Consider the following 23,776-nt stretch of genomic DNA (forward strand, 5'->3'; position numbering starts at 1 on the left):
TAGGTTTTGGAGGATTTCTCGCGGTCGCAGCCCGCGAGAAATCCTCCAACTGCGTAAGTCCTAAATTACGCTGAACTTACGCCAGAACCGCAGACCCTTGGCCGAGAGATTGGAGGGGCGGGAATTGCTATACACTCATGCCAGGGACGTAGCCTCTCACCGCTTGCCTGTGCAGCATGACAGACCCGACCGCGCCACGGATTGAGCCACCTATTGAGCCACCTGAAGACACGATTGAGGCGATCGCCGCTGATTTAGAAAGTAGCCTTGGAGTCAAGGTATTGCGGGCGATCGCCGAAGTGGTGCTGGCGGGTTTCATCGGACTGGCGCTCATCATGTTGGGGCTGAGCGGCGGCGCATGGATTTTGGGCGGTGTTGCAGCCGGGGCACTGGTCTTTTATGGCGATCGCACCTGGTTTCATCGACCTGCTCTGCCCAACAAAACCCTGCGAAAAATGGGTCAGGTGCTCATCGGTCTAGCGATTGGCTTTTCCATCCGGCAGTCTACGCTATCCAGCCTGTCGTCCCAAATTCCTGTGCTGGTGCTGCTGGGGATGACGCTCCTAGTCAGCGGCGGGGTGATTGGCTATTTCTATTCCCGTCTAGAGAAAGTAGACCTGCTAACGGGCGTGCTGGCGACGACCCCCGGCAATATCGGCGTGATGGCCAGCATCGCTGCTGACTACAGCAAAAACACCGCATTCGTTTCGCTGGTGCAGCTTTTGCGCTTCACCACGATCATTGCCGTGATTCCACTAGTGGCGCAGGTTCCCCACACGACCGATTTACGAAGCACCCTGTCGGCGCTATTGCCCGATGCCCACTGGCTGACCCTAGGCAATGGTCTAGAGCTAGCTGCTGTGCTGGCGGCCGCAGCCCTCGCAGCCCAGTTGGGCACGCGGCTGAACATTCCCGTTGCCACCTTCTTTTGCCCCATCCTAGTAGGACTGGGGTTCGCGCCCCTGGGCTTTGCAGACTGGTTTGCTGGACTGCCCAGCGGCGCTGATGCCAGCTTTAGCCTGCCACCGCTGCTCAAGGTAGTGGGGCAGATTTTGCTGGGCACAACGATTGGCGAATACTGGGCAAACAGCCCGCGCATCACGCTTAGCACGCTAGCGCGGGCCATCATCCCGGTCACGTTGACCTTTAGTGCGGGGCTGCTCACGGCGGCGATCGCCAAAGCGCTGACCCCCTGGGACTGGCTCACTTGCTTGCTGATTGCGGCGCCGGGTGGCTCCCCAGAAATGATCTGGATTGCTCTCACGCTCCAGCACGATGTGGAGCTAGTCACCGCCTCCCATTTGGTGCGCCTGCTGGTGATTAACCTGAGCCTGCCAGGGCTGATCTGGCTGGCCAGCTACATAGATAGTCGCTTAGCTGCTCAGCAGGGCATCGTCATCCATACTGAGCAGTGAAGACATCTCTTGCTGTTTCACCCAGTTGATCACTGTGTTGTGATTAATGCCCGTCAGCCGCTCAATCTCGTGAAAGTTAATGCCAGAGCGATGCATCCGCAGACAAATCTGGCGGGCATCTTCAGAGTATCCCCGCTGGGAATAAAACTCTACAAACTGGCGACCACAGCACTTGCAAAGGTAATTTTGTTTTCCTTGGCGATGGCCATTCTTCCGAATCTGGTTTGAACCGCATTGAGGACATTTCATAGCGCAATTAATCAACTACATAAGCATGAGCCATTACCCGCTCTGGGCTGGCTCACGTTTTCAACACAGCAACATCGGTCAGACAAGCCGACAACCGCTCTGATAGTCGAAAGTCAGAACTAAGCTCAAAAGTCGTGCCATTGGGGTAAAGCAAAGACCTGCTGCGAAGACAGCGCTCTCACTAGAGTCTGTAAACTGCGCCACAACGCCTGCAGAGGGCAAACCCATCAGTGTGATCAAAGACCAACACCCGGCAACGCCACGACCTGAGACTGCTCGTGTATTTTGCTTATGTATCTCGCTTGGTGAAAGAAATGTCAAAAACATGCCGTGCGGCATACGGACTACTCACGCCTCGTTCCCAACTCCGAATTGACTCGAATCCTAAAATGCCAAGACACTGCCAGCAGACTTACACACCTCGCCAAAACAGCCGACATAGAGTTGAGAAACCGCACAAAAAAGAGAACAAACCTTCTTGAACGAACTGAACCCGAAAACAGACACACCTAGACACGAACCCTGCAACCCGCAAAAACGCACCTGCCCCATTTGCAAAGCGGCTTTAGATCGAATTACTCCCTAATACAATCCCATCTTTAGGTGAAAAAAAACATAGCAGTTTGGAAATTTAAGTCATCCATTCGGGGGATTGCCAAAAGACATAATGTTACCTACTGTATAGGTTTATCTATATTTAGAGTAATTTAGAGTAGGCGTTTAGGGGTGTATATACAGGTACTGTTATACAGGTACTGTCAGAATAATCTCAGATAGTTCAGCTTGCATGGGACTTACGCAGTTGGACAATTCGCGAGAAATCGTCCAAAACTCAGAAAACTCATCGCAAGTGCGTGAGTCCTGGAGACATTTAAGACACTTAATATTTTAAGATGCTTGCTAATTGGTTCGATTGGGCATTGCAGCGGCACAAAACCAACGCCGCCAAGCCAGACCCACGAACTGAAGGCACCCTGAAGCTGCTCTCTATAAAGAGAAAATAGTGCGCCTGTTCTAAGGGCGAGAGACGGGAGAGAGTGCGAGATCGCTGATAGGTATGGAAATTGAAAATGTAGTGCAATGATCCTCGAAGGCATAGGTGAGTTGCCCGTAGTGTTGCTCCTCAATAATGCGGCGAGCTGTCACTAGCCCCAGCCCCAGCCCTTTCCCCGCAGGCTTGGTGCTAAAAAATGGTTCAAACAGACGGCTCTGCTTTTCCTGGGAAAGACCAATGCCGTTGTCTTGAATCTGGAGCAGGATGCACCGCTCCGACCCTTGTCGAATCGTGATTACAATTTCTGGCGTGTAGGGAACCTCTGAGGGATTTTTCTCCAGATGATCTAGTTTTGCTTCGACGGCATCGACAGCATTGACCAGTAGATTAAAAATTGCCTGACTGATTTGCTCAGCGTAGCAATTGACCGGAGGAATAGACTGATAGTGTTTGCGAACCTGAATAGTCGTACCTGTGGAGCGGTTTTCCAGACGATAGCGGAGGAGGGTTAAGACCGTTTCTACGGTATCTTGCAGGCTGATGCGCTTGAGGCCTGCTTCGTCTAGATGCGTGAAGCTACGCAGCGCCGACACGACAGTTTTGATGCGGGCTGCGCCTGTTTTCATCGACCGCAAGATTTTGTTTAGATCTTCAGCAACAAAATCTAAATCAACCTCAGTCTGGAAGTCGCGAATGGCAGCGGGTGGATCTGGGTAGTGTTGTTGGTAGAGATGGGACAACTCGACGAGGGTTTGCACGTACTGGCGGGCCGGCTCGACGTTGCCGGCAATAAAGCTCAGCGGATTGTTGACTTCGTGGGCAACGCCAGCTACAACCTTTTTCAGGGTGGACATTTTTTCCTGCTGGATTAGGCTGGCCTGCGCTCGTTTGAGATCTTCCAGGGTTTGTCGCAGCTTTTGGTTTTGAATTTTTTGCGACTCCTGGAGCGATCGCAATGTGAGTTGGGTCTGAATCCGCACCAGCACTTCTTCTAGCTGGAAGGGCTTGGTGATGTAGTCCGAACCACCGACCTTAAAAGCTTGGACTTTATCGAGGGTATCGCTGCCTGCGCTGAGAAAGATGATCGGGATGTGCTGGGTTGCCGGATCGGTCTTGAGCCGGGTGCAAAGTTCATAGCCGCTCATCTCGCCCATGTTGACATCGAGCAAGATCAGGTCTGGCATCAAGGCGGCGATCGCCCGCAGTGCCATTGCCCCACTGGTGGCTTTGCGGACTTCGTAGCCCTGCGCCATCAGAAATTTTGACAAAAAGCGGATGTTGTCCGGGATGTCGTCCACGATCAGCAGATCGGGTCGGGGTGAATTCGGCGGTTGCTCCGACACTGAGATGCACAATGGGTTTAGGGTGGCGTTGGGCATAGAGTTTGGCATACTGGTGTGCTGAGATGTCTCAGCCATCGGAGGATTAGGATGCAGCATTGGCAAGAAGCGGCTGAGTCGCCGCTAGAATTTTGTCGAATTGAAATTCTTGGGCCATGTAAGACAAGGCTTGATGCAGTTCGGCTTGATCGGAAGAAAGTTCGCCCAACAGGTCTAAAATCCGCAGGTCGTTTCCCTGGAGGGCAGCCTGATGAAGATTGGCGATCCAGGAAGTTGGAATCGACTGAAACTGCTCCGGCTCTAGCTGCATGGGGAGGGTTGTGCTGGCGCTACCCACTGCACGTTCTGACGAAACATCGTCGTAGACATAGCGCACAGAGAGATGGCGGGCGATCGCCTCAAAGATTTGCTCTCGCTTAAAGGGCTTGCTGATGAAGTCGTCACAGCCCATATTCAGGATTTGCTGGCGCTGCTCTCGAAAGGCACTGGCCGTGAGGGCGATGATGCAGGTGTGACTGGCAGTGGGATTGGTATCTAACAGTTTCTCCTCTTCCTGACGAATCTGCCGAGTTGCCTCGTAGCCATTCATCACGGGCATTTGCATATCCATCAGGATGAGGTGGGGCCGCCAGGCTTTCCAGAGGGCGATCGCCTCTTGCCCATTAGTCGCCTGCTGCACCTCAAATCCGTGAATACTAAGCAAGCGAATCAGCAAATCTCGATTCACCGGATGATCTTCTACCACCAGCAGACGGTAAGTGGGCTGATCCATTGCTAACCCCAATACCCGTCCTTTTGGCTCCGTCGTTTCGGGGACGCAAAGGAATTCATCCACCGCGTCTGCCTGGATGCAGAAGGTAAACACACTGCCTTGCCCCAGTTTGCTGTGAGCCGTGATGTCGCCCCCCATCATCTGTATATACTTACGGCTGATGGTCAGCCCCAGGCCGGTTCCTTCTGAAGCGTTCATGCCGCTGCGAGTCTGCTTAAACGGCTTAAAGAGTTGGTCTAGCTCGTCTTCAGCGATGCCATAGCCCGTGTCTTCTACTTGAAACACCAGATACATGGGCGTGTATTTCTGAGCAGCCTCGTTGCCTGATTTGGGATTGGACGGCAAGTGGAATGCTGTTTGGCTGAGTCCGGATGGCGTTGCCAGCTTCACTGCTCCTTCGGAATGGGCTTCAGCGTGGGCTGTGGAATGAGCCGCTGCATCAATGGAACCTAGATACAAGTCGGCCGGTGACCGGTAGAACGCCAGCAGATCTGAGGCTGTCAAATTGCTGGAATGTGGAACTGCACGAACCCGTAGCGTCACACAGCCTTTTTCTGTAAATTTAACCGCATTGCCCAGCAGATTAATGAGAACCTGGCGCAGCTTGCCTTCATCGGTGGCGATCGCCACGGGCAGATCCGCATCTATCTCAAACGCCAACCGCAGCCCTTTCGCATTTGCCCGGACTTGCAGCATACTTTGCAAACTGTTGAGCAAATCCTGGAGATTTACCACGCTCTCCTGAATGGTGAGCCGCCCTGCCTCAATCTTCGACATCTCCAGCACGTCGTTGATCAGTTGGAGCAGGTGTTCCCCGCTGGCTTGAATGGTATCCAAGTCATTTCGATAGTCCTGGTGAAGACTGTGATCTAGGCTGAGCAATTGGCTAAGCCCCAGGATGGCATTCAGCGGAGTCCGCAGTTCGTGGCTTATGTTGGCCAAAAACTCGCTCTTTGCGCGGTTTGCAGCATCGGCCTGATCTTTGGCCCGCTGCAATTCCTCTGCCTGGGTCTGCGCTTGGGCAAGCAGTTCTGCCTGCTGCACCGCAACCCCTAGCTGGCTACCAATTTGCAGAATCATCTGCACTTCGTTCTCTTGCCACTGGCGCGGAGCGCTGTTTTGGTAGGCGGCAAGTAGCCCCCAAAGCTGATTGCGACAAAAGATGGGGACAATCGTATACGCACGAGCCTGCAAGGTTTCTAAAACGTTGAGGTAGCAGGGAGAAAAGCCAGCCGTGTAGATATCCGGAACGCAGCAGTACGAGCCAGTCTTGCGCCGATAGATGCCGCCTTCGGTATTTTGCAGGTAGGTATCCCGAATCAGGGTTTCGGTGCCATCGAATTGTTTGACGGTGCAGCCCGCCTGGTTGACCAGCGTGCTGGCTTCAGGAGGCGGGTTCGTATCCTTTGGGCTGGATAGATCTTTGGGACTGGATAGATCTACAGAGTTGCGAGAAGCGTTGTAAGAGTGGTGTGAATTTGTGTTTTCCAGGCTGGAAGAAAGCGACGAAGCGTCGGTCACTTCTGACGACACGACAATTTTGCTCCAGCCGTCGGCGACCGATTCGGCAACCACCTCGCCGCTCCAGTCTGGGTTGAATCGATAGATGAGGGTGCGATCGCACGCCAGCGTTTGTCGCAGTTCGTGGGTGGTCGTCTCAAAAATGTGGCTGAGGCTGAGGCTCTGGCGCATCCGCTGCACCACGCGGGCGATCGCCTGTTCCCGCTCAAACGACTGCTGTAGCTTGCGTTCGGCTATGGTGCGTTCTTCGATCTCCTGGCGCATCGCCTCGTTGGTTTTCAGCAGTTCGCTGGTGCGCTCTTGTACCCGCACCTCCAGCAGAGACTCGGCCTGCTTGCGCTGCTCCACCTCGGCGGCAAGCTGATGGTTTAGCCGCTCTAGCTGCTCAGGGCTTTTGAGGGCCAAAAATTGCGGCACCAGTTCCACCAGCTGGAGCGCTGTATAGCAAGACACTAGTGCGGTTAGCGCTCGTTCCAACCCCGAAAGCCAATAGTCCGGATGCCACAGCGTCCAAATGTCGAACAGGTGCCCAATGCCACACAGCACGATAAACGCGCTGAACAGGAAAAACACTCTGGAAAAGGGCAAGTCTTCGCGCTTGCGGACGAAGTAAATCAGGATCGCTGGAATGGAAAAATAGGCGATCGCCACTAGGGCATCACTGACCACATGCAGGCTGACCAGCGGTGTCTGCCAAAGATAACAATGACCGTGGGGCATATACTGCTCGGACGACAGAAGACCATTCATCAATGGGCTAAACATTTTGCTAGTAGAGGCGAACGAACAATAAACACACGGATACTAAACAGTATGAAAAGAAAAGACAGCCAACCAGAGAGAACAGCCTAGAAACGCGTCGGGCAAACCATCAAACACAAACACAACGATGAGAGATCCAAATACAAGTGGATTGGCAAGAAGGTTTCTTCGCCAGGGGATTGACAGAATCTCTAAAATACTGGAAAACCAGCTATAAAAGCTGATTAAGTCTATATTTTGGCTACTATACAGCATAGAATACCCGCTAGAGGGAAGGTTCAAACGGATGGAGAAGTTTTACGAAAGAAAGGTCAGAGTGCGGCAGACACGACAAGTGACGTTACAAATTCTTAATATTACAGTTTTCGCATGGTTGCCTTGCCTTTAAGGAGAGGAGCATCCCACTTTCGATGAAACAGTCAACTGGCGAGCTGTCCATTGAGGTAGGCACAGCGCAGACTCAACATGGCATTAACGGAGGCCGTATTCCAGCGAGCACCCGAAATTTGGAGGCGTCGCCCAATCTGTTTGACAGCCGATTCTACGGCTCCTGATCCAATAGAACAGAGTTGCTCAGCCTGGTAGAACCCATAATTCACGATGCGAGAGCGATGGGTGCTCAGATAGGCTTCAAAATTGCGGGCTTGCTTGCGCCGACAGTCGGCAAAGAGGGCCCTGGCGGCTTCCACTTGACCTTGCCATAACAGCATTTCCGCCGCTGCTAAGCGCTTGAGCGACCCACCGACTTTGTAGAGGTTTTCTTTGAGATGGTACCAATCGAGGATTTCCCAACGGGTCTCAACGGTGGTGAGTTGAGCAAACAGATTCCACACCCCAGCGTGACCATCGCCCAGACAGACCAGTGGGGAGAGCAAGCGTTGAGCGCTGAGATAATCAATCAAGCTGTCATTGTCTTGGAAGAAGGCGTTGTAATAAATCCCCTCCACCCGCACCGCTTTGTAGTCTCGCCACGGGCTATCGGACTCTAGCAGGTCACGCAGACGGACTTTGCCGCCATCAATGCTGACCTCACTGACGCCTTGTTTAGCCTCGGCAGACTCGAACGACTGACGCCCCACCAGACGTTGTTGGGTCGAGTGCCCGACCCGCATCCCGGTCAGGGCTACGATGTCATCCTCTGCATCTTGAAACGATTCGTTGGCACTTAAGCGTAGGTTGGCTTTCTCTAGGCCACCACTGAGACGGCTGTAAGCCTTTACGCCTAACCGTTCTGCCTGACTTTGACGAATCTCAAGGACCCCTACCAAACTCTTCAATCGGCGAACCCGGCCTCGGGCGGGGTAGGCTTTCTGGTTGACAAAAAAAGGGCAACTCGAGGGCTCACCTCCTCTAGCATTTGCCGTCGTACAGTCTGCTCGATGCCTTCTAGACTATCGAGCCCCTCTCGGTTGCTATTGCGATACAAAATCTCGGCGATCTCTGCTGTACAAGTTTCCAATCGCTTTTGGTCTTCAGGTGTCATGGTGAGTCATCCCTGGGGCTACCCTCCCATTCTCACCCTTCGCACTGTTTTCGCGAAAGTGGGATGCTCCCTTTAAGGAGTTGCATCGATTCCTGCGGGCTATGGAGTGGGGGCTTGTCTAGAAGCTTGTTTACTAAGCGCCCAATACAGCGTTTTTGAAGCAGGTGAGGCATGAGATGGGACAAAAGCCCTCGCCTTTCTTGGTTGGCACTTGCGTCCCCTCGAAAGGAAATGCTGTATCGCTTGCGACGATAAGGGGCCAGATTTCATCGCTGGATTTCTGTGCCGGGTTTCGGTTGTCAAGGGAGGTATTGCGTGGGAACGGTTAGGAAGTTAACCAGGAGCGTATCTAAAGTCTTTACAGGAAATTTGCGGGTAGTATGAGTGGATATTGGCGTTGGCTGTCAGAAAAGCTGGACTAACGTGTCGATTAAGCGGGCGATCGCCTATGGTAAGCCTGAATTCCAGAAGGCGGATCTCTGGTGGTAGCGTACAGCAGACTACTCTCTCCGTATCACTACCAATAGGACTGGCGAAATGAAAAGGGGCTATGGCAACGATAGACGCAGATCAAGCAAAGATATCTAGTATAGGAAAATCAGGTACAGCGAAGCAGTCGAAAATGAAACGACGGCGAGGAGTAGTGCTGACCCATGCAGGGCTGAAGCGATTGCAGGCGGCGATCGCCGCTGTGGAAATTGCAGAAAACGATGGTGAACGCTTTACATTGGAAGAGTTGGGCGACCGGATTCGGGTGTCTACCAAAACCCTCAGCCGCCTCTGGTCTCTCAACTCTGGCATCGATCGAAGAACGCTGCACCTCTGCTTTAGTAGCTTTAATTTAGATTTGCAGTCCAGGGATTACGTTGTCGTCGGCGATTTGGCGGAATCGGAGGTTGCCCCAGGCGAATCGCCTTGCCCCTTGCCTGCCCAATCACCCAGAACGGAGATAGAACTAGGCTCCAGCGAATCGTCTGGTTCGTTGAGTCCTCCAACTCATTGGCCCAAAGCCAGCCCTCGCCCCGCTGCGGCGGTTCATCCTTCAAACCCGTCGCTCTCAGGAGCGCTGCCCTACCCCGACGGGCCTGTACCGCTCGACTCACCGTTCTATATCGATCGCCCGCCCATCGAGGCGCTAGCCTACCAGGAAATTTCTCAACCCGGTTGCGTCATCCGGATTCGTGCGCCGCGCGGCATGGGCAAGACCTCGCTGACGCTGCGCCTGCTGACGGTGGCCGAGGCGCAAGGCTATCGCACGGTGACGCTAGACTGCAACCAGCTTGACTCGGCGCTGCTAAACGATCTCAGTAAGTTTTTGCGGAGTTTCTGTCTGCGGCTGGCGCAGGCGCTCCATATTCCGCCAAACCTGGAAGACTATTGGGATGAGGAGATTGGCAGCAAGCTAAGCTGTAGCTTTTATCTGAAAACCTATCTGCTCAAGCAGATCGACGCGCCCGTTGTGCTGGTGCTGAATGAGATCGATCGATTTTTTGAGCATACCGCCTTTGCTCAGGACTTTTTTCCGCTGTTGCGCTCGTGGTACGAGGAGTCGCGGCGAGATCTAACACTGCAAAAGCTGCGTTTGGTGGTGGTTTATTCTACCGAAGCGTATGTAGCGCTGGATATCAATCAATCGCCCTTTAATATCGGCTTGCCGCTGCGGTTGCCGGAGTTCTCGGCTGAGCAGGTGCTAAATCTGGCGCAGCGGCATGGGCTACCCTGGGGCATGGACGAAGTGGAGCAACTGATCGATCTGATTGGCGGCCATCCAGGGCTGGTGCGGATGGCGCTGTATCACATCTGTACCTATGGACTGTCGCTGTCGCAACTGGTGCAAGGGGCGATCGCCACAGGCGGCATTTTTCGTCCCCACCTCTGGCGACACTGGGTAACAATACAACAGCATCCAAACCTGCTGGCGGCGCTGCGAACCGTTGTGCTGGCCGAGTGTGGGCAGAGCGTGTTGCTAGACCCGCTCCAGGCCTATCGGCTGGAAAGCCGGGGCTTGCTGCGCTACGAGGGTGATTTGCAAAACAATCCCTGCGGGAATCGCGTACTGTCCCGCTGTCGGCTGTACCATCAATACTTCCGGCAGCAGTTTATGTCTGAGTCGCCCTTGCTATGAGATATCAGGTCGGCGGCAGCCTCCGCGCCAGCGACCCAACCTATGTGGTGCGCCAGGCCGATGAGCATCTCTATCAAGCGCTGATTCGGGGAGAGTTTTGCTATGTGCTGAATTCGCGGCAGATGGGCAAGTCGTCGCTGCTCCAGCGCACCAGCGCTCGTCTTCAGGAAGCTGGCCGTCTCTGCGTTTATCTCGATATTACGCAACTGGGCAGCGAAAACCTGACACCGCTCCAGTGGTATCGCGGCATTATCACGATTCTGCACCACGGCGTAGGTCTAGATAGCCAGATCAACCTGAAGCAGTGGCGCGATAACCACGCTGACCTCTCGCCTGTGCAGCAGTTGCACCAGTTTGTAGAAGATGTTCTAGTCTCTCGGTTGGCGCAGCAGCCCATCGTAGTTCTGATTGACGAAATCGACAGCCTGCTGAGCCTGCCCTTTGGCGTGAGCGATTTTTTTGCCTGGATTCGGCATTGCTATAACCAGCGATCGCACAATCCCCTGTTTCAGCAGTTGAGCTTTGCTCTGTTTGGCGTAGCCACGCCCTCTGACCTGATCGACGACAAGCGCCGCACCCCGTTTAATATTGGCACGGCGATCGAGCTATTTGGGTTTCAGCCGGATGAAGTCGCCCCGCTGATCGAAGGGCTAGTGGGGATCGTCAGCCAGCCGTCTGCCGTAGTGCGGGCGATTTTGGGCTGGACGAATGGGCAGCCGTTTTTGACCCAAAAGCTGTGTCATCTGGTGGTGCAGATTGCGCTGGAGGCTCCATCGGGCAAGCTCGTGCTGCCACCGGGCACTGAAGCGCTGTGGATTGATCAACTGGTGCGATCGCGCATTCTCCAGCATTGGGAATCGCAAGACGAGCCAGAACACCTGAAAACAATCCGCGATCGCCTCTTGATTAACGAGCAATGCGCCAGCCGTCTCCTGGGCCTTTATCAGCAGATCTTGCAGCGAGAAACTGCCGACACGGCTATTCCATCGCCCCAGATTCCATTGCCCCAGCCTGTTGCACAAACGCCCTGCGAACCTGCAATCTCCAGCAATCCAAAACCTAAAATCCAAAATCTACCCGACTCTCCCGAACAAACCCAACTCCTGCTCTCCGGGCTGGTCGAAAAGCACAACGGCATCCTGCGCGTCAAAAACCGCATTTACAGAGCCGTGTTTGACAAAGCCTGGGTGAATACGCAACTGGATCGGCTGCGTCCCTATGCCCAGTCGCTGAATGCCTGGGTAGACTCTGGCTTTCAGGATGAATCGCGGCTGCTGCGGGGGCAGGCGCTCCAGGCGGCCGTAGATTGGGCCCAGGGCAAATATCTAAGCGATTTAGATTATCAATTTTTGGCAGCTAGCCAGGGGCTAGATCGACGCATCATGCAGCAGCAGCTCGAAGCGGAGCGGCTGCAAGAAGTGGAAGCACGGCTAGAGCTAGAGCGCCGGAGCTCTCGCAGCCAGCGGCGGCTACTGGTGGGCATGAGCATTGCGCTGGGGGTTGCGGTGCTGTCTGGTTTGGCGGCGCTCAATGCTTATCAGCGGTCGGCAGTGAGCGAGGTGCGGGCGATCGCCGCTGCTTCCAAGGGCAACTACGCCTCACACCAGCGGCTCGATGCACTGTTCCAAGCGATTCAGGCGCGTCACAAATTTCAATCGCTGCTATTCCTCGACCCGACCCTGCGCCAAGATCTGGATGCGAAAACTGACAGGGTTTTGGCGCAAGCGGTTCAGGGTGCGGATGAAACGAATCGGCTGGTCGGTCATCAGGGAGGAGTCCTGGCAGTCGATCAGAGTGCCGATGGTGAGTGGATTGCGTCCGGGGGAACTGATCGCACCGTTAAGCTTTGGAAGCCTGACGGAACCCTGGTTCGCACCCTGTCCACCAGCGCCACGCCCCACGGCATCCGCATCAGCCCCAATAGCCAATTTGTAGCGACGGCCAACGTAGACGGCATGGTGCAGTTGTGGAGGCTAGACGGCTCCGTTGGCTTAATGCTGAAAGGGCACACTGCCCCGGTGTGGAACGTTTCGTTTAGCCCGGATAGTCGCCTTTTGGTGTCTGCCAGCGGCGATCGCACGCTCAAGCTCTGGCGCGTTGCCGACGGCAGCCTAGTTCGCACCCTAACGGGCTACGATGCGGCTACCTGGCAAGCCGTGTTTAGTCCTGATGGTCAGCAGATTGTGTCGGGCAGCACTGATGGAAAACTGACTTTCTGGACAGTGGATGGCACCTTGATTCGGACCACTCAGGTCAGCGATGCGCCTGTATGGAGTGTCGCCCATAGCCCGAATGGGCAACTGCTTGCCACAGGCAGCGGGGACAGTCAAATCCGGCTTTGGAGTCGGGCCGGTCGCCTCTCCAAAACGTTGGCCGGTCATGATGCCGAAGTGTTGCACGTCCGCTTTAGCGCCGACGGCAGAACCCTCGCCTCTGCCAGCGCCGACCGGACAGTCAAGCTCTGGCGGAGCGATGGAACCCCGTTGAGAACATTTCAAGGCCATCAGGCGGTTGTTCGGAATGTGGCGATCGCAGCGGACAACCAGACCATTGCTTCCGCATCAGAAGATGGACAGGTCAAGCTATGGAAACCGTCGTCGTTCTCAATCCCCCTGATTGGGCTACCAGAAGTGGTGAATCAAGTCGCCTATAAGCCTCAAGCGCCTGGAGAGCCGCTGCTATTGGCGACCATCTCTGGAGCGCAGGTTCGCTTCTGGCGATCGGATGGGGCATTAGTCAATCAATTCAGCCTGCCAGAGCGGCTCAACTCCGGCGCATTTGCCCCGGATGGCAAAACCCTGGCCCTGGGTAGCGTAGATACAAACCTTTACTTGCTCGACCTACAAAGCCGCACCACGACCGCGCTTTCGGGCCACACGGCTTCCATTATGAACGTGCAGTATAGCCCCGATGGACGACATATTGCCTCTGTGGGAGACGACGGGGCCCTGCGGCTCTGGACGCGCCGGGCGGACGGTTCGTTTGCACCACACCAAGCGATTCTGGCGCATCCGGCATCGCGGATCTGGAGCGTGGCCTTTAGCCCCGACGGTCAGCAGGTGGCAACCGCAGCGATTGACCGCACAGTTAAAGTGTGGGGACTGGAACCGGATGGACGGCTATCTCCAGAACCGAAGCTAACCCTGGCAGACCATCTGGGGGCCGTGTGGGGGGTGGCGTTTAGCCCAGATGGAACGTGGCTGGTGTCTACGGGGCGCGATCGCACGATTAGGCGATGGAGCCGCACGGGAGAACTGCTAGAAGCAGTTGAAGTAGACGGGCTTGGCCTGTCGCGGGTAGCCATCAGTCCAGACGGTCAGCAGGTTGCAGTTGGCAACATGGACAACACTGTGACTGTGTGGAATCGCACTACCGGGCGCTTGTTTAATCTGCAAGGGCACAATTCGGGCGTGCGATCGATTGCCTTTAGCCCCGATAGGAAAACGGTGGTATCGGGGGGCGAAGACCGGGTGGCCATTATCTGGAATATGGATTCTCTGCTGAATCTGGACTTGATGGGCTACGGCTGCAACTGGCTGCGGGATTACTTTAAAACCCATCCGACCCTGAACGAGGGCGATCGCCAACTTTGCCGCAAGTTTTTCTGAGCGCCCGGGCCGGTGGGCAGGTCATTGCAAGCGGAATCCTCGTTAAGCAACATTCGGGGCAACCTCATGGAGACTCATGGCGATAGATAGAGAAAGTCTGATGGATTAGGCAATACTCCCTGGCTTCGGATGCTCGCCGGGTGACAAATTGGCGGAGCGAAGCCGGGATATAGTCGGTCATGGGCGAGCTTAATTTTGCGGAGTCGCGCTGAGTGTGGTGTAAGCGCGAATTTTGAGAAAGACGTATGCCTTATGCCTTACACCTTCGACCATCCAGACCCCACGCCAGCGCAAATGCTGCATCATCTGCGGCGGGCCAATGCGATCGCCCTCCGCGCTAGGGGCTTTGGGCATCATCCCTTCGGGGCAATTCTCGTCGCGCCAGATCACGAAACGGTGCTGCTAGAACAGGGCAACGTCAACACGGTGAACCACGCCGAATCCGTGCTGGTGCGGGTTGCAAGCACCAATTTCAGCCCGGAGTATCTGTGGAACTGCACGCTCTACACCACCGCCGAACCCTGCGTCATGTGCGCGGGAACCCAGTATTGGGGCAACATTGGGCGCTTGGTCTATGGTATTGCCGAAACCAGCCTGCTGGCGCTGACGGGCAGCGACGCGCAAAACCCGACGCTGAGCCTGCCCTGTCGCCAGGTGTTTGCTGCTGGACAAAAGCCAATTCGCGTTTGGGGGCCGTTCGATGCGCTGGAGGACGAAATCGTAGCGGTGCATCGAGACTTTTGGCGATCGCCCTGAAGTCTCCTGTCAAGACCTTACAAAACCTAACGCTTACGCCGGAAAGCATCGGCCAAACGCCTGGAGCAGCCGGGGCGAACCCTGGATACGAATTTTTTGCAGTAGCAGCGCCCTCACCCGCGCAGACATTCCCTCCTACAATTGGGGGAAGACGATTTTCACGGGTCGAGAACTGTGGCATTCAAGATTGGGCTATTGGGCTTGGGAACGGTGGGCGCAGGGACGGCAGAGATTCTGCTGAATCCGGAGTTGCGCCATCCGCTGGTGCAGGAAATCGAGATTGGCAAAGTGGGCGTGCGATCGCTCGACAAGCCGCGCCCGGTGGATCTGCCCGCCGACCTGCTGACCACTGACCTAGAAGCCATCGTCACCGATCCAAACATTGACATTGTGGTGGAAGTGATTGGCGGGCTAGAGCCAGCGCGATCGCTCATTTTGAAGGCGATCGCCCACGGCAAGCACGTCGTCACCGCCAACAAAGCCGTCATTGCCCGCTACAGCGACGAAATCTTTGATGCAGCCAGCACTGCCGGGGTGTACGTCATGATCGAGGCGGCCGTAGCAGGCGGCATTCCGGTCATTCAGCCGTTGAAACAATCCCTCAGCGTCAACCGCATTCACCGCGTCATGGGCATCGTCAACGGCACGACCAACTACATCCTGACGCGCATGGCCCGCGAAGGCGCAGACTTTGATGCAGTGCTGGCGGATGCCCAGCGCTTGGGCTATGCCGAAGCCGACCCCACCGCCGACGTAGACGGACTCGATGCCGCCGACAAAATTGCTATCCTGGCCTCCCTCGCCTTTGGCGGCCGCATCAAGCTGCCCGAAGTCTACTGCGAAGGCATCCGCAGCATCAGCGCCGCCGACATCGCCTACGCCGATCGCCTAGGGTTTGTGATCAAGCTGCTGGCCACAGCCCTGCGGGAACCCAGCGCCCCGGACGACGCAACCGACCATCTGCAAGTGCGCGTCCACCCGACGCTGCTGCCCAAGAGCCACCCCCTCGCCAGCGTCAATGACGTTTACAACGCGATTTTGTTTGAAGGCGATCCGGTGGGGCAGGTAATGCTGTTTGGCCGGGGTGCGGGGTCTGGGCCCACCGCCAGCGCCGTGGTGTCCGATATTCAAAACATCGTGGCGATTTTGAAAGCAACGGGTAGCAGGTCGCCTCATTCCACTGCCGACCTGCATCTGCTGCTGGCCTGCATCCATCAGCACTACTGCACCATCAGCCCGATGGATGAAGTCGTCAGCCGCTTCTACGCCCGCTTCCTCACCCGCGATATGCCCGGTGTGATTGGGCGACTGGGCACCTGCTTTGGCGACCATGACGTGAGTCTGGAATCCGTGGTGCAGATTGGCTTTCAGGACGACCTGGCGGAAATTGTCGTTGTCACCCATGACGTGCGCGAGGGCAACTTCCGCAAAGCCCTGGCAGAGATTCGCGGCTTTGAGGGCGTGGCGGAGATTCCTAGCGTGCTGCGGGTGCTGTAGAAAAAATGAAAAATGAAGAACGAAAAACGAAGAACGAAAACCCCATTCTTCCCTCTTCGTTCTTCCCTCTTCGTTCTTCGTTCTTCCCTCTTCGTTCTTCGTTCTTCCCTCTTCGTTCTTCGTTCTTCCCTCACCCTCTTCTCGCTTTCCCCCGCAACAGTCCCGCCCAGTGCCACCAGATCATCACCATTGCGGCGGTGTCAAGCTGACAATATTGCAGCAGCAGGTCTTTCCACTGGTCGCGGGTAGCGGGGTCGCAGGGGCCCTCGGTGTGGTGAACCATTGCGCGGTAGGCGCGGACGGCGGAAGGGCCTTCGGTGACGGCGATCGCTGCTCCGTGGATCGACTGCGTGGGTAGTGCTTTGTAGGGACTGAGCAGGCGGCCGGTCTCGTCGTAGCGGACATATTCTGGAAAGCGATCGCGCAGGACTGGATTGGTGCGCCAGATCGCTTCTACCACGACTTTGATCGAGGTGCTGCCGCGCATCTGGGGATGGAGGTAGTGCTTTTCTGTTAGCTGGCAGAGATCGACCAGGCGGCCGCGATCGACCCCGTTGAGCTTGACGGTGTGGCCAAGCCAGTCGCGCAGGGCAGGGTTGTCATAGCTGCGCCGGGTCATTTGCTCCAGCACTTCTCGCAGCACGGTGTTTTCGTGTTTGCTCCACATAAAGGGCGTGCCCGTGCTGCCGAGGTGCTGCATCAGCGATTCGGCAAAGGCAAAGTTGGGGAACTCGTCTTCGGTGCAGAGCCAGCATTCGTGCTGCGGTTCGGCATTGGGTGCGGTCAGCGTGTGGCAACTCCACTGGAAGGCGATCGTTTCGTAGGGGCGCATCCCGCTGTAGCAGGGAATGGCAGGCGCACAGGTTTCCATGTCGATAAAGTGCAGCGGATAGTCAAAACTGTCTAAAATGTCCGCTAGCTCTGCCGAAACCCACTCGGTGTCTTCGCGGGTGTGATGGAGTTGGCGCAGTTGGCGATCGGTGTAGGCGCTCATGGAGCCGTCTTTTTTGACCAGCAGATCTGGCGTTACGTCGTATAGGCTGACCTTGCCGTGCTGAATGAGTTCATTAGCGCGATCGCCCAGGCTGCCGACGCGATATAGGTCTAGCAGATGCGGCGACACGTCTGCTAAGTCGCCCCAGCAGTGGCGAAAACCGTTGAGTGGGGCTTCGTCCTCGACCCAATACTCGCAGTCACGGCAACTGATCGACAGGGCGGGTTCGGCCCGTTGCAAGCTGGGCCAGAGCAGCGCTGTGTATTGCTGAATGCCTGCACGAACTGTCGGCAGCGTCGCCTCTACTTCGGCGGTGATGTCGATCTTCTGGGTCAGAAAGCTGGCCGCGCTGAGCGCTGCTTCGTCGCCCAAAAACTCGACCTGAATCTGCGAAAAGCCTGCATCTACTGGAATGCGCCGTACTTGAAACTGGCGATGCAGTTGGTCGATGGCGGAGGGTTTGGTCTTGTCGGGCAGCATGAGAAAGGCGCGAATCTCGAAATCGGGGAAGTGCGATCGCAGCAGGTGGGCTTGGAACGCAACATCTTCGAGCGTGTCGCGCCAGGCCGCCAGCGAAAACAGACTGGATTTTCCTTCTGCGATGCGCTTTTGATACTCGGTGGGGTCAAAGGATCGGGCCTTGACTTTGATCAGGTCAATCCGTCGCCCCCGTTTTACCAAAATGTCGGCCCGCGCCACGACGCGATCGCACAATAAGGTTGCCTCAAACAGCGTGATGGAGTCTGTACGGTTCAGCAGCGCCAGCGTTTCTGCATTTGCCGCTTCTGGGTCTGCTTCGGCTTGCACCCGAACTCCGTCTGGAAAGCGCAGTTTGGCGATCGCCTCCACAATATATCCGCCCTCTGCCAGCAGTTCCAGAAACTCGCTGCCGGCCTGCACCGAAGGATAGCCCAGTTTGTGGTAGTAAAGCTTCGTAGGGCAAGACCGAGCCAGCTTGAAGTCAGATTTTGACAAATACATGCGGAGTATTGGTGAAGAAACAGTACAAACAGTGCAAGCAGTACAAAACAAACAGTGCAAACAGTGCAAACAGTGCAAACAGTGCAAACAGCACGAACAGTGCAAACAGCACGAACAGTGCGAACAAAGAGATAATGGCGATCGCCCAAAAGAAATCGCGTTGCGCTGTTCTATCTTTGGCATTCTGGCTAGGCGATCGTCAATAGAGCCAATTCCCTAGAGCCGAATCCCTTAGAACCGATACTTTTGGCGCTACCCAACGCATTAGTTAAAATCTGTTTCGGCTTAAATCTGTTTCACAATCGCTACTGCGTCAGAAGAGAGGTGAAGAAAACAGAGGATGCAAAAGAGATTGTGCGATGATGCTGGTTTATCTTGATCGGAGACTTGCCGGGAATTTGCTGGAGAACGAAGCTCTTAAGGAAATTTTTCTCTATTTTTTGAAGTGATTTTGGGCAAATCTGGTAAAGTTTAAGCGTTTAGGATCAGCTTCAGGTTTATCAAACCGCTTATCAAACACAAGAGTCGGCTTGTATGACGCAGGACGTTCACGCAGCGTATGCGCTGGTTTGAAGGTGTTGTGTGACAAGCGTTGTGTAACAAGCGTTGATTTTGGGTTAATTCTACTGCGCCTTTATCGAACCGTTAGCGTTCGTTTTGTCGTGTTCTCAAAAACAGGAATTGATGATTCATATGCGTGTAAAACACTGGATCGCAGGCGGTCTTGCAGCCTGCTCAGCCCTGGTCATTGCAGCAACGGCTGCGCTGGCCCAAGTTGCCACGGTGACGGCCAATGAGCTAAACGTTCGCAGCGGCCCAGGCACCAGCTTCCCAGTCACTTTTGTGCTTCGTCGTGGCGATCGCGTCGAGATTATCCGCCGCCAGGGCAACTGGGCTTTTGTGGTGGGCGAGCGCGGCGGCGAAGGCTGGGTCTTTGGTCAATACCTCTCCACCACTACCCCCTCTCCTGCCCCCTCCCCCACGCCCACAAACGATGTATTTCGCGGCACGGGCACTATCGACAACGCCCGCTACAATGGCTCCGGCGAGGCCCAGCTAGTGATTGGTCGCCAAAACCGCAACGGTTCCTTTAGCCTCACGGGTGGGCGCTTCAACGTCGAGTACATTGGCACGGTGCGAAGCAACTTTGAGGGTGCGGTGGAACTTCAGATTAACCAATTCCGCTCTTCTGAGATGGGCTATCGCACGGTTTCTGCGTCTGGCACTTGCAACATCCAGACCAGCGGCGGCACGTCGGTCAGCCGCAGTTTTTGCAGCGTGACTGGCTCTGGGATTGACCACGGTCGCAGCAACTTTAGCGGCCGGTAGGGGCAGGTTCGTCGCTAGTTCGCTCCTGCTATGACAAACTAGGGGGTTTGGACGGGTCACTACAGGCTCACCCAGCCCCCTTTTTGATGGGATTCGTGGGTGCGGTCGATTAGCCGCTGCGAATAGACCCCATCGGCCAGCGTGGGCATGGGTGACGATTCCTGGGCGATCGCCCGCACCCAGCTATCCACCACCCGCAGAAACGGCGCAAGCCGACCGTCCGGGTAGGTTTGGGGAAACGCGAGGCGATCGGGAATTTCGACCTCCTGGAGCGACTGCCCTGCTGGAGCAGCCCAGAGCTTGAAGCCGTGGACATAATCGGTCTGATGATCGCTGCCGAGAATCAGCGTACCGCGATCGCCATACACCTCCACCCAATGCCCACGGCCCTGAAACGTGACGGTGCTAAGGGTGATTTGCACGGGCGTTCCGTCCGCCAGATCCAGCCAGACGCGGCAGGTATCGTCCGAATCGACGGGTTTTGGCTCGCCCGTGATTGGGTCGGGTCGGGTGGGAATGGTGGTGCTGAGGCTGCCGCAGAGGCGCGTCGCCGGGCCAAAGAGCCAGCGCAAATAGTCGAACGTATGGGAACCGAGCGCCCCCAGCGCCCCACCGCCCTGATCTTTGCGGGCGTACCAGTTCCAAGGGCGATTGGCATCAGCGCGACCGCTCACCAGCCAGTCCACCTTCACCAGCCGCTTTTGCCCCACAAAACCTTCAGCCAGCAGTTCTGCCAGCCGCATCCAGGTGGGCACAAAGCGGAACTCAAAATCCAGCGCCGCAACGAGCCCTTTGGACTGGGCTAGATTCTGCAATTCCTCCGCCTCGGCCAGCGACAGAGCTGTGGGCTTTTCTAGCAGCAAATGCTTGCCTGCATTCAGCACGGTTTTCGCCTGCTCGTAGTGCAAGAACGGGGGCGTGGTGACGCTGACTGCCTGCACCTTTGGTAGGGCTACTATTTCTTCCACCGTTTGGCAAGCGTGGGGGATGCCGTGCGTCTGGGCGATCGCCTCTGCCTTGGGGCGATCGCGGTGCTGCACCGCCACCAATTTCGTTTGATGATGAATCTGGAAACCGGGAATGTGGATCTTTTGCCCAAACCCAGTGCCCACAACGGCTACGCCAATTTCCGACAGTGTCATGCGAGGTTCGTCCGCTCATCTGCCTTTTTCACGATATAGCAGAAGGGGGCTGGAGGAAGAGGGAAGAACGAAGAACGAAGAGGGAAGAACGAAGAGGGAAGAACGAAGAACGAAGAGGGAAGAACGAAGAACGAAGAGGGAAGAACGAAGAACGAAGAGGGAAGAACGAAGAGGTTCTGTTTTTCGTTTTTCGTTTTTCGTTCTTCGTTTTTTCCTTCCTCACTCAAACCGCAGCGCCTGCCCTCGCACTGCCGTATTCAGCGTGCCGTGATCAAAAACCACTTGGCCGCCGACAATCGTGACCACCGGCCAGCCCGTTAGATCCCAGCCCTCAAAGGGACTCCAGCCGCATTTGGTTTTCAGCGTTTCTCGCTGCACCGGGCGGTAGGTGCTAAGGTCTACCAGCACTAGGTCGGCATCGTAGCCGGGGGCGATCGCCCCTTTGTTGGGAATTTTGTAGGCTTTGGCAACGGCGGTAGACATCCAGTTCATCACCTGGGCGACGGTGCAGCGTCCTTTGGCGGCTTGGGTCAGCATCAGCGGCAGCGAGGTTTCCACACCGGGCATCCCAGAGGGGGTGTTGGGATAGGTCTGGGCTTTTTCCTCCAGTGTGTGGGGGGCGTGGTCGGTGGCGATGAAGTCCAGCACGCCGTCTATCAGCGCTTGCCAGAGGATGGCATTGTCCTGGGGCGATCGCAGCGGCGGGTTCATCTGCGCCAGCGTGCCGATGGTTTCGTAGGCGTAGGTATTCAGCAGCAAGTGCTGGGGCGTGACTTCGGCCGTCACCCAGGCTGGCTTGTCTTGCCGCAGCAGTTCCGCCTCCTCACCCGTAGACAGGTGCAGAATGTGGAGCCGCCGCTGATATTTTTTGGACAGCACCAGCGCCCGCTTCGTGGCGATCAGCGCCGCCTCGTTGTCTTGAATCACGGAATGAATCGCCGGATCGCTCACCCCGGCATACTTTTCGCGCCGCTGAAGGATTCTCGCCATGTCTTCGGCATGGACGGCAATCAGCCGATTTTCGTAATTCGGGTCGCTCAGGTCGCGGTAGAAAATTCGCTCCAGCGCATCGTCGTCATTTACCAGCAGCGGCCCGTGCATCGACCCCATAAAGACCTTGATGCCGCAGACGGGATGGGCTGTCCGCAGATCGGGCAGATTTTCCGGCGTTGCACCGATAAAAAAGCCGTAGTTGACCAGGCACTTCTCCGAAGCGCGGCGCAGCTTGTCGTCCAATGCGTCCTGGGTAATCGTCAGCGGGCGCGTGTTGGGCATTTCCAGGAACGAGGTAATGCCGCCCTGGGCACAAGCGCAACTGGCGGTGAACAGGTCTTCCTTGTACTCCAGCCCTGGTTCGCGGAAATGCACCTGCGGATCGATCGCCCCTGGCAACAATGTCAGCCCTGCTGCGTCGATGAGGATGTCGTCCGGCGTTGGGGGAAGGTCTGGAGAAATTTGGGCGATCGCCCCATTCTCGACACGCACATCTCGCAGCGCCATCGCTCCATCCGGCAGCAAGACCTGCGCCTGACGGATGACCAGTGGAGCAGTTGTTAAACTTGCCATATGCTACCTGCTATCCCTCGTGTCCCCTTCCAAACCGTGAAATGATTGTATCGGCGCGGCCCCAATTTTGTGAGCGGCTGTCTGAAAAGTTGACTTTAGTGTTGACTTTTCAAACAGAACACCTGTGTTAGCCTCTGCCAGAGCTAAAAGGTACATCTGCTCCTCAGATAAACTGGGATTAAAGAAAAGGTGTCGTCTGCTGGAAAGTGGTCTATCGTGATGATTGTGCATTAACCCACATAAACCGTAACGGCTGTACTTAACGGCTATACATCTGAAATTACGGCTGACTTGGGTTACATCCCTAGTCTTAGAGGATGTTTGAAAAGTCCTACTGTTTGTAGCAAAGCGTGAAAGATCCCCCTAAATCCCCCTTAAAAAGGGGGACTTTAAGGCGGTTTCCCCCCTTGTTAAGGGGGGCTAGGGGGAATCTCTGAGTGCTTAACATTACAGGTGATATCTTTTCAAACACCCTCTTAGACCGTCTCCAGATTTCTAGGCTCACCCGATTCTGAGTTCACCTCATCGTTTACCTCATCAAGTACATCAACCACTAACTACATAGACTCGCAGATGTCCAGTCAATCTGATTCCCCCACTCCTCAAACGCCTCCTGCTGAGCAGGCTGCCCCAAAGCCCAAGGCCGACAGCCCCCTCATGGAAGGGATCAAAACGATTGGCCTGAGCATAGTGCTGGCGCTGGGCATTCGCACCTTTGTGGCAGAAGCGCGATATATCCCTTCCGAGTCCATGCTGCCGACGCTGGAGGTGAATGATCGCCTGATTGTGGAAAAAATCAGCTATCACTTCAACCCACCCCGACGCGGCGACATCATCGTGTTTCACCCCACCGAGGCGCTCAAGCAGCAAAACCCTAGCCTCAACGAGGCCTTCATCAAGCGGGTGATTGGGCTGCCTGGTGAAACAGTGCAGGTGACGGGCGGGCGCGTGTTGATCAACGGCCAGCCCATCGAAGAAAACTATATTCAGTCACCGCCTGATTATCAGTGGGGCCCAGAGGTTGTACCCGCAGATTCGTTCCTAGTGCTGGGCGACAACCGCAACAACAGCTACGATAGCCACTTCTGGGGCTATGTGCCTCGCCAGAATATTATCGGACGGGCGGTGGTGCGCTTCTGGCCAGTCGATCGTCTGGGTGAACTAGGGCCTCAACCCAACTATTAGCCAGCAATTTTCCTGGAACTCAACCTCGTTCAATCTCGTTCAGTCTCGTCCGCTGGC

General features: G+C 55.7%; 14 protein-coding genes. 7 read left to right on the plus strand and 7 right to left on the minus strand.

The window, feature by feature from the left end; translation table 11 throughout:
* The first annotated feature begins 176 nt into the window (after positions 1-176).
* Positions 177-1,415, plus strand: coding sequence for an AbrB family transcriptional regulator (locus HPC62_RS13520; protein WP_172356480.1), 1,239 nt, complete (start codon positions 177-179; stop codon positions 1,413-1,415).
* On the opposite strand, the gene HPC62_RS13525 is transcribed toward HPC62_RS13520, so the two are convergent.
* From HPC62_RS13525 to HPC62_RS13540, 4 genes are all read right to left on the minus strand, one after another.
* Entirely contained in the window at positions 1,374-1,664 is a 291-nt protein-coding gene (locus tag HPC62_RS13525; RefSeq protein WP_172356482.1) for an IS1 family transposase, read from the minus strand. The genes HPC62_RS13520 and HPC62_RS13525 overlap by 42 nt on opposite strands.
* 1,014 nt (positions 1,665-2,678) lie before the next feature.
* Positions 2,679-4,076, minus strand: a complete 1,398-nt coding sequence (locus HPC62_RS13530) for a hybrid sensor histidine kinase/response regulator (RefSeq protein ID WP_225910548.1) — start codon at positions 4,074-4,076, stop codon at positions 2,679-2,681.
* 7 nt (positions 4,077-4,083) lie between these two features.
* Positions 4,084-7,041, minus strand: a complete 2,958-nt coding sequence (locus HPC62_RS13535; RefSeq protein WP_172356484.1) for a GAF domain-containing hybrid sensor histidine kinase/response regulator — start codon at positions 7,039-7,041, stop codon at positions 4,084-4,086.
* A gap of 431 nt (positions 7,042-7,472) precedes the next feature.
* Positions 7,473-8,536, minus strand: a protein-coding gene (locus HPC62_RS13540) for an ISKra4 family transposase (protein ID WP_172355863.1) whose coding sequence is annotated in 2 segments (ribosomal slippage) — positions 7,473-8,380 and positions 8,380-8,536 — 1,065 coding nt in all. Because the reading frame shifts where the segments join, the coding sequence is not laid out codon by codon here.
* Positions 8,537-9,158: 622 nt separating this feature from the next.
* Between HPC62_RS13540 and HPC62_RS13545 the strand changes: the two genes are divergently transcribed.
* The 4 genes from HPC62_RS13545 to HPC62_RS13560 all read left to right on the plus strand — a co-directional run bounded on the left by HPC62_RS13545 (position 9,159) and on the right by HPC62_RS13560 (position 16,522).
* A complete protein-coding gene (locus tag HPC62_RS13545; protein WP_216655258.1) occupies positions 9,159-10,661 on the plus strand; it encodes an AAA-like domain-containing protein in 1,503 nt (500 codons plus the stop codon).
* Positions 10,658-14,269 carry an AAA-like domain-containing protein gene (locus tag HPC62_RS13550; protein ID WP_172356488.1) on the plus strand — a complete coding sequence of 1,204 codons (3,612 nt, stop codon included), beginning with the start codon at positions 10,658-10,660 and terminating at the stop codon, positions 14,267-14,269. The genes HPC62_RS13545 and HPC62_RS13550 overlap by 4 nt, the downstream gene beginning before the upstream one ends.
* Before the next feature lie 252 nt (positions 14,270-14,521).
* On the plus strand, positions 14,522-15,025 hold the full coding sequence (locus HPC62_RS13555) for a nucleoside deaminase (protein ID WP_225906695.1): 504 nt from the start codon (positions 14,522-14,524) through the stop codon (positions 15,023-15,025).
* Between the two features lie 174 nt (positions 15,026-15,199).
* Positions 15,200-16,522 carry a homoserine dehydrogenase gene (locus HPC62_RS13560; protein WP_172356490.1) on the plus strand — a complete coding sequence of 441 codons (1,323 nt, stop codon included), beginning with the start codon at positions 15,200-15,202 and terminating at the stop codon, positions 16,520-16,522.
* A gap of 130 nt (positions 16,523-16,652) precedes the next feature.
* On the opposite strand, the gene HPC62_RS13565 is transcribed toward HPC62_RS13560, so the two are convergent.
* A complete protein-coding gene (locus tag HPC62_RS13565; protein ID WP_172356492.1) occupies positions 16,653-18,497 on the minus strand; it encodes a DUF2779 domain-containing protein in 1,845 nt (614 codons plus the stop codon).
* A 684-nt stretch (positions 18,498-19,181) separates the two neighbouring features.
* Here HPC62_RS13565 and HPC62_RS13570 point away from each other — a divergent pair.
* The gene (locus HPC62_RS13570) at positions 19,182-19,826 is read left to right on the plus strand and encodes an SH3 domain-containing protein (RefSeq protein ID WP_172356494.1); all 645 of its coding nucleotides are present in this window, start codon (positions 19,182-19,184) and stop codon (positions 19,824-19,826) included.
* 59 nt (positions 19,827-19,885) lie between these two features.
* Here HPC62_RS13570 and HPC62_RS13575 read toward each other — a convergent pair whose 3' ends face one another.
* Together HPC62_RS13575 and HPC62_RS13580 are read right to left on the minus strand one after the other, a co-directional pair.
* Complete coding sequence (locus HPC62_RS13575) at positions 19,886-20,968, minus strand: Gfo/Idh/MocA family protein (RefSeq protein ID WP_172356496.1); 1,083 nt, start codon at positions 20,966-20,968, stop codon at positions 19,886-19,888.
* A 219-nt stretch (positions 20,969-21,187) separates the two neighbouring features.
* A complete protein-coding gene (locus HPC62_RS13580) occupies positions 21,188-22,534 on the minus strand; it encodes a dihydroorotase (RefSeq protein WP_172356498.1) in 1,347 nt (448 codons plus the stop codon).
* Between the two features lie 573 nt (positions 22,535-23,107).
* On the opposite strand from HPC62_RS13580, the gene lepB reads away from it, so the two are divergent.
* Positions 23,108-23,719: a signal peptidase I gene (gene lepB / locus HPC62_RS13585; RefSeq protein ID WP_172356500.1), complete on the plus strand. Its 612-nt coding sequence runs from the start codon at positions 23,108-23,110 to the stop codon at positions 23,717-23,719.
* Positions 23,720-23,776 lie beyond the last annotated feature (57 nt).

Origin of the sequence: Thermoleptolyngbya sichuanensis A183 (assembly GCF_013177315.1) — a bacterium.
Classification (GTDB): Bacteria; Cyanobacteriota; Cyanobacteriia; order Elainellales; family Elainellaceae; genus Thermoleptolyngbya; species Thermoleptolyngbya sichuanensis.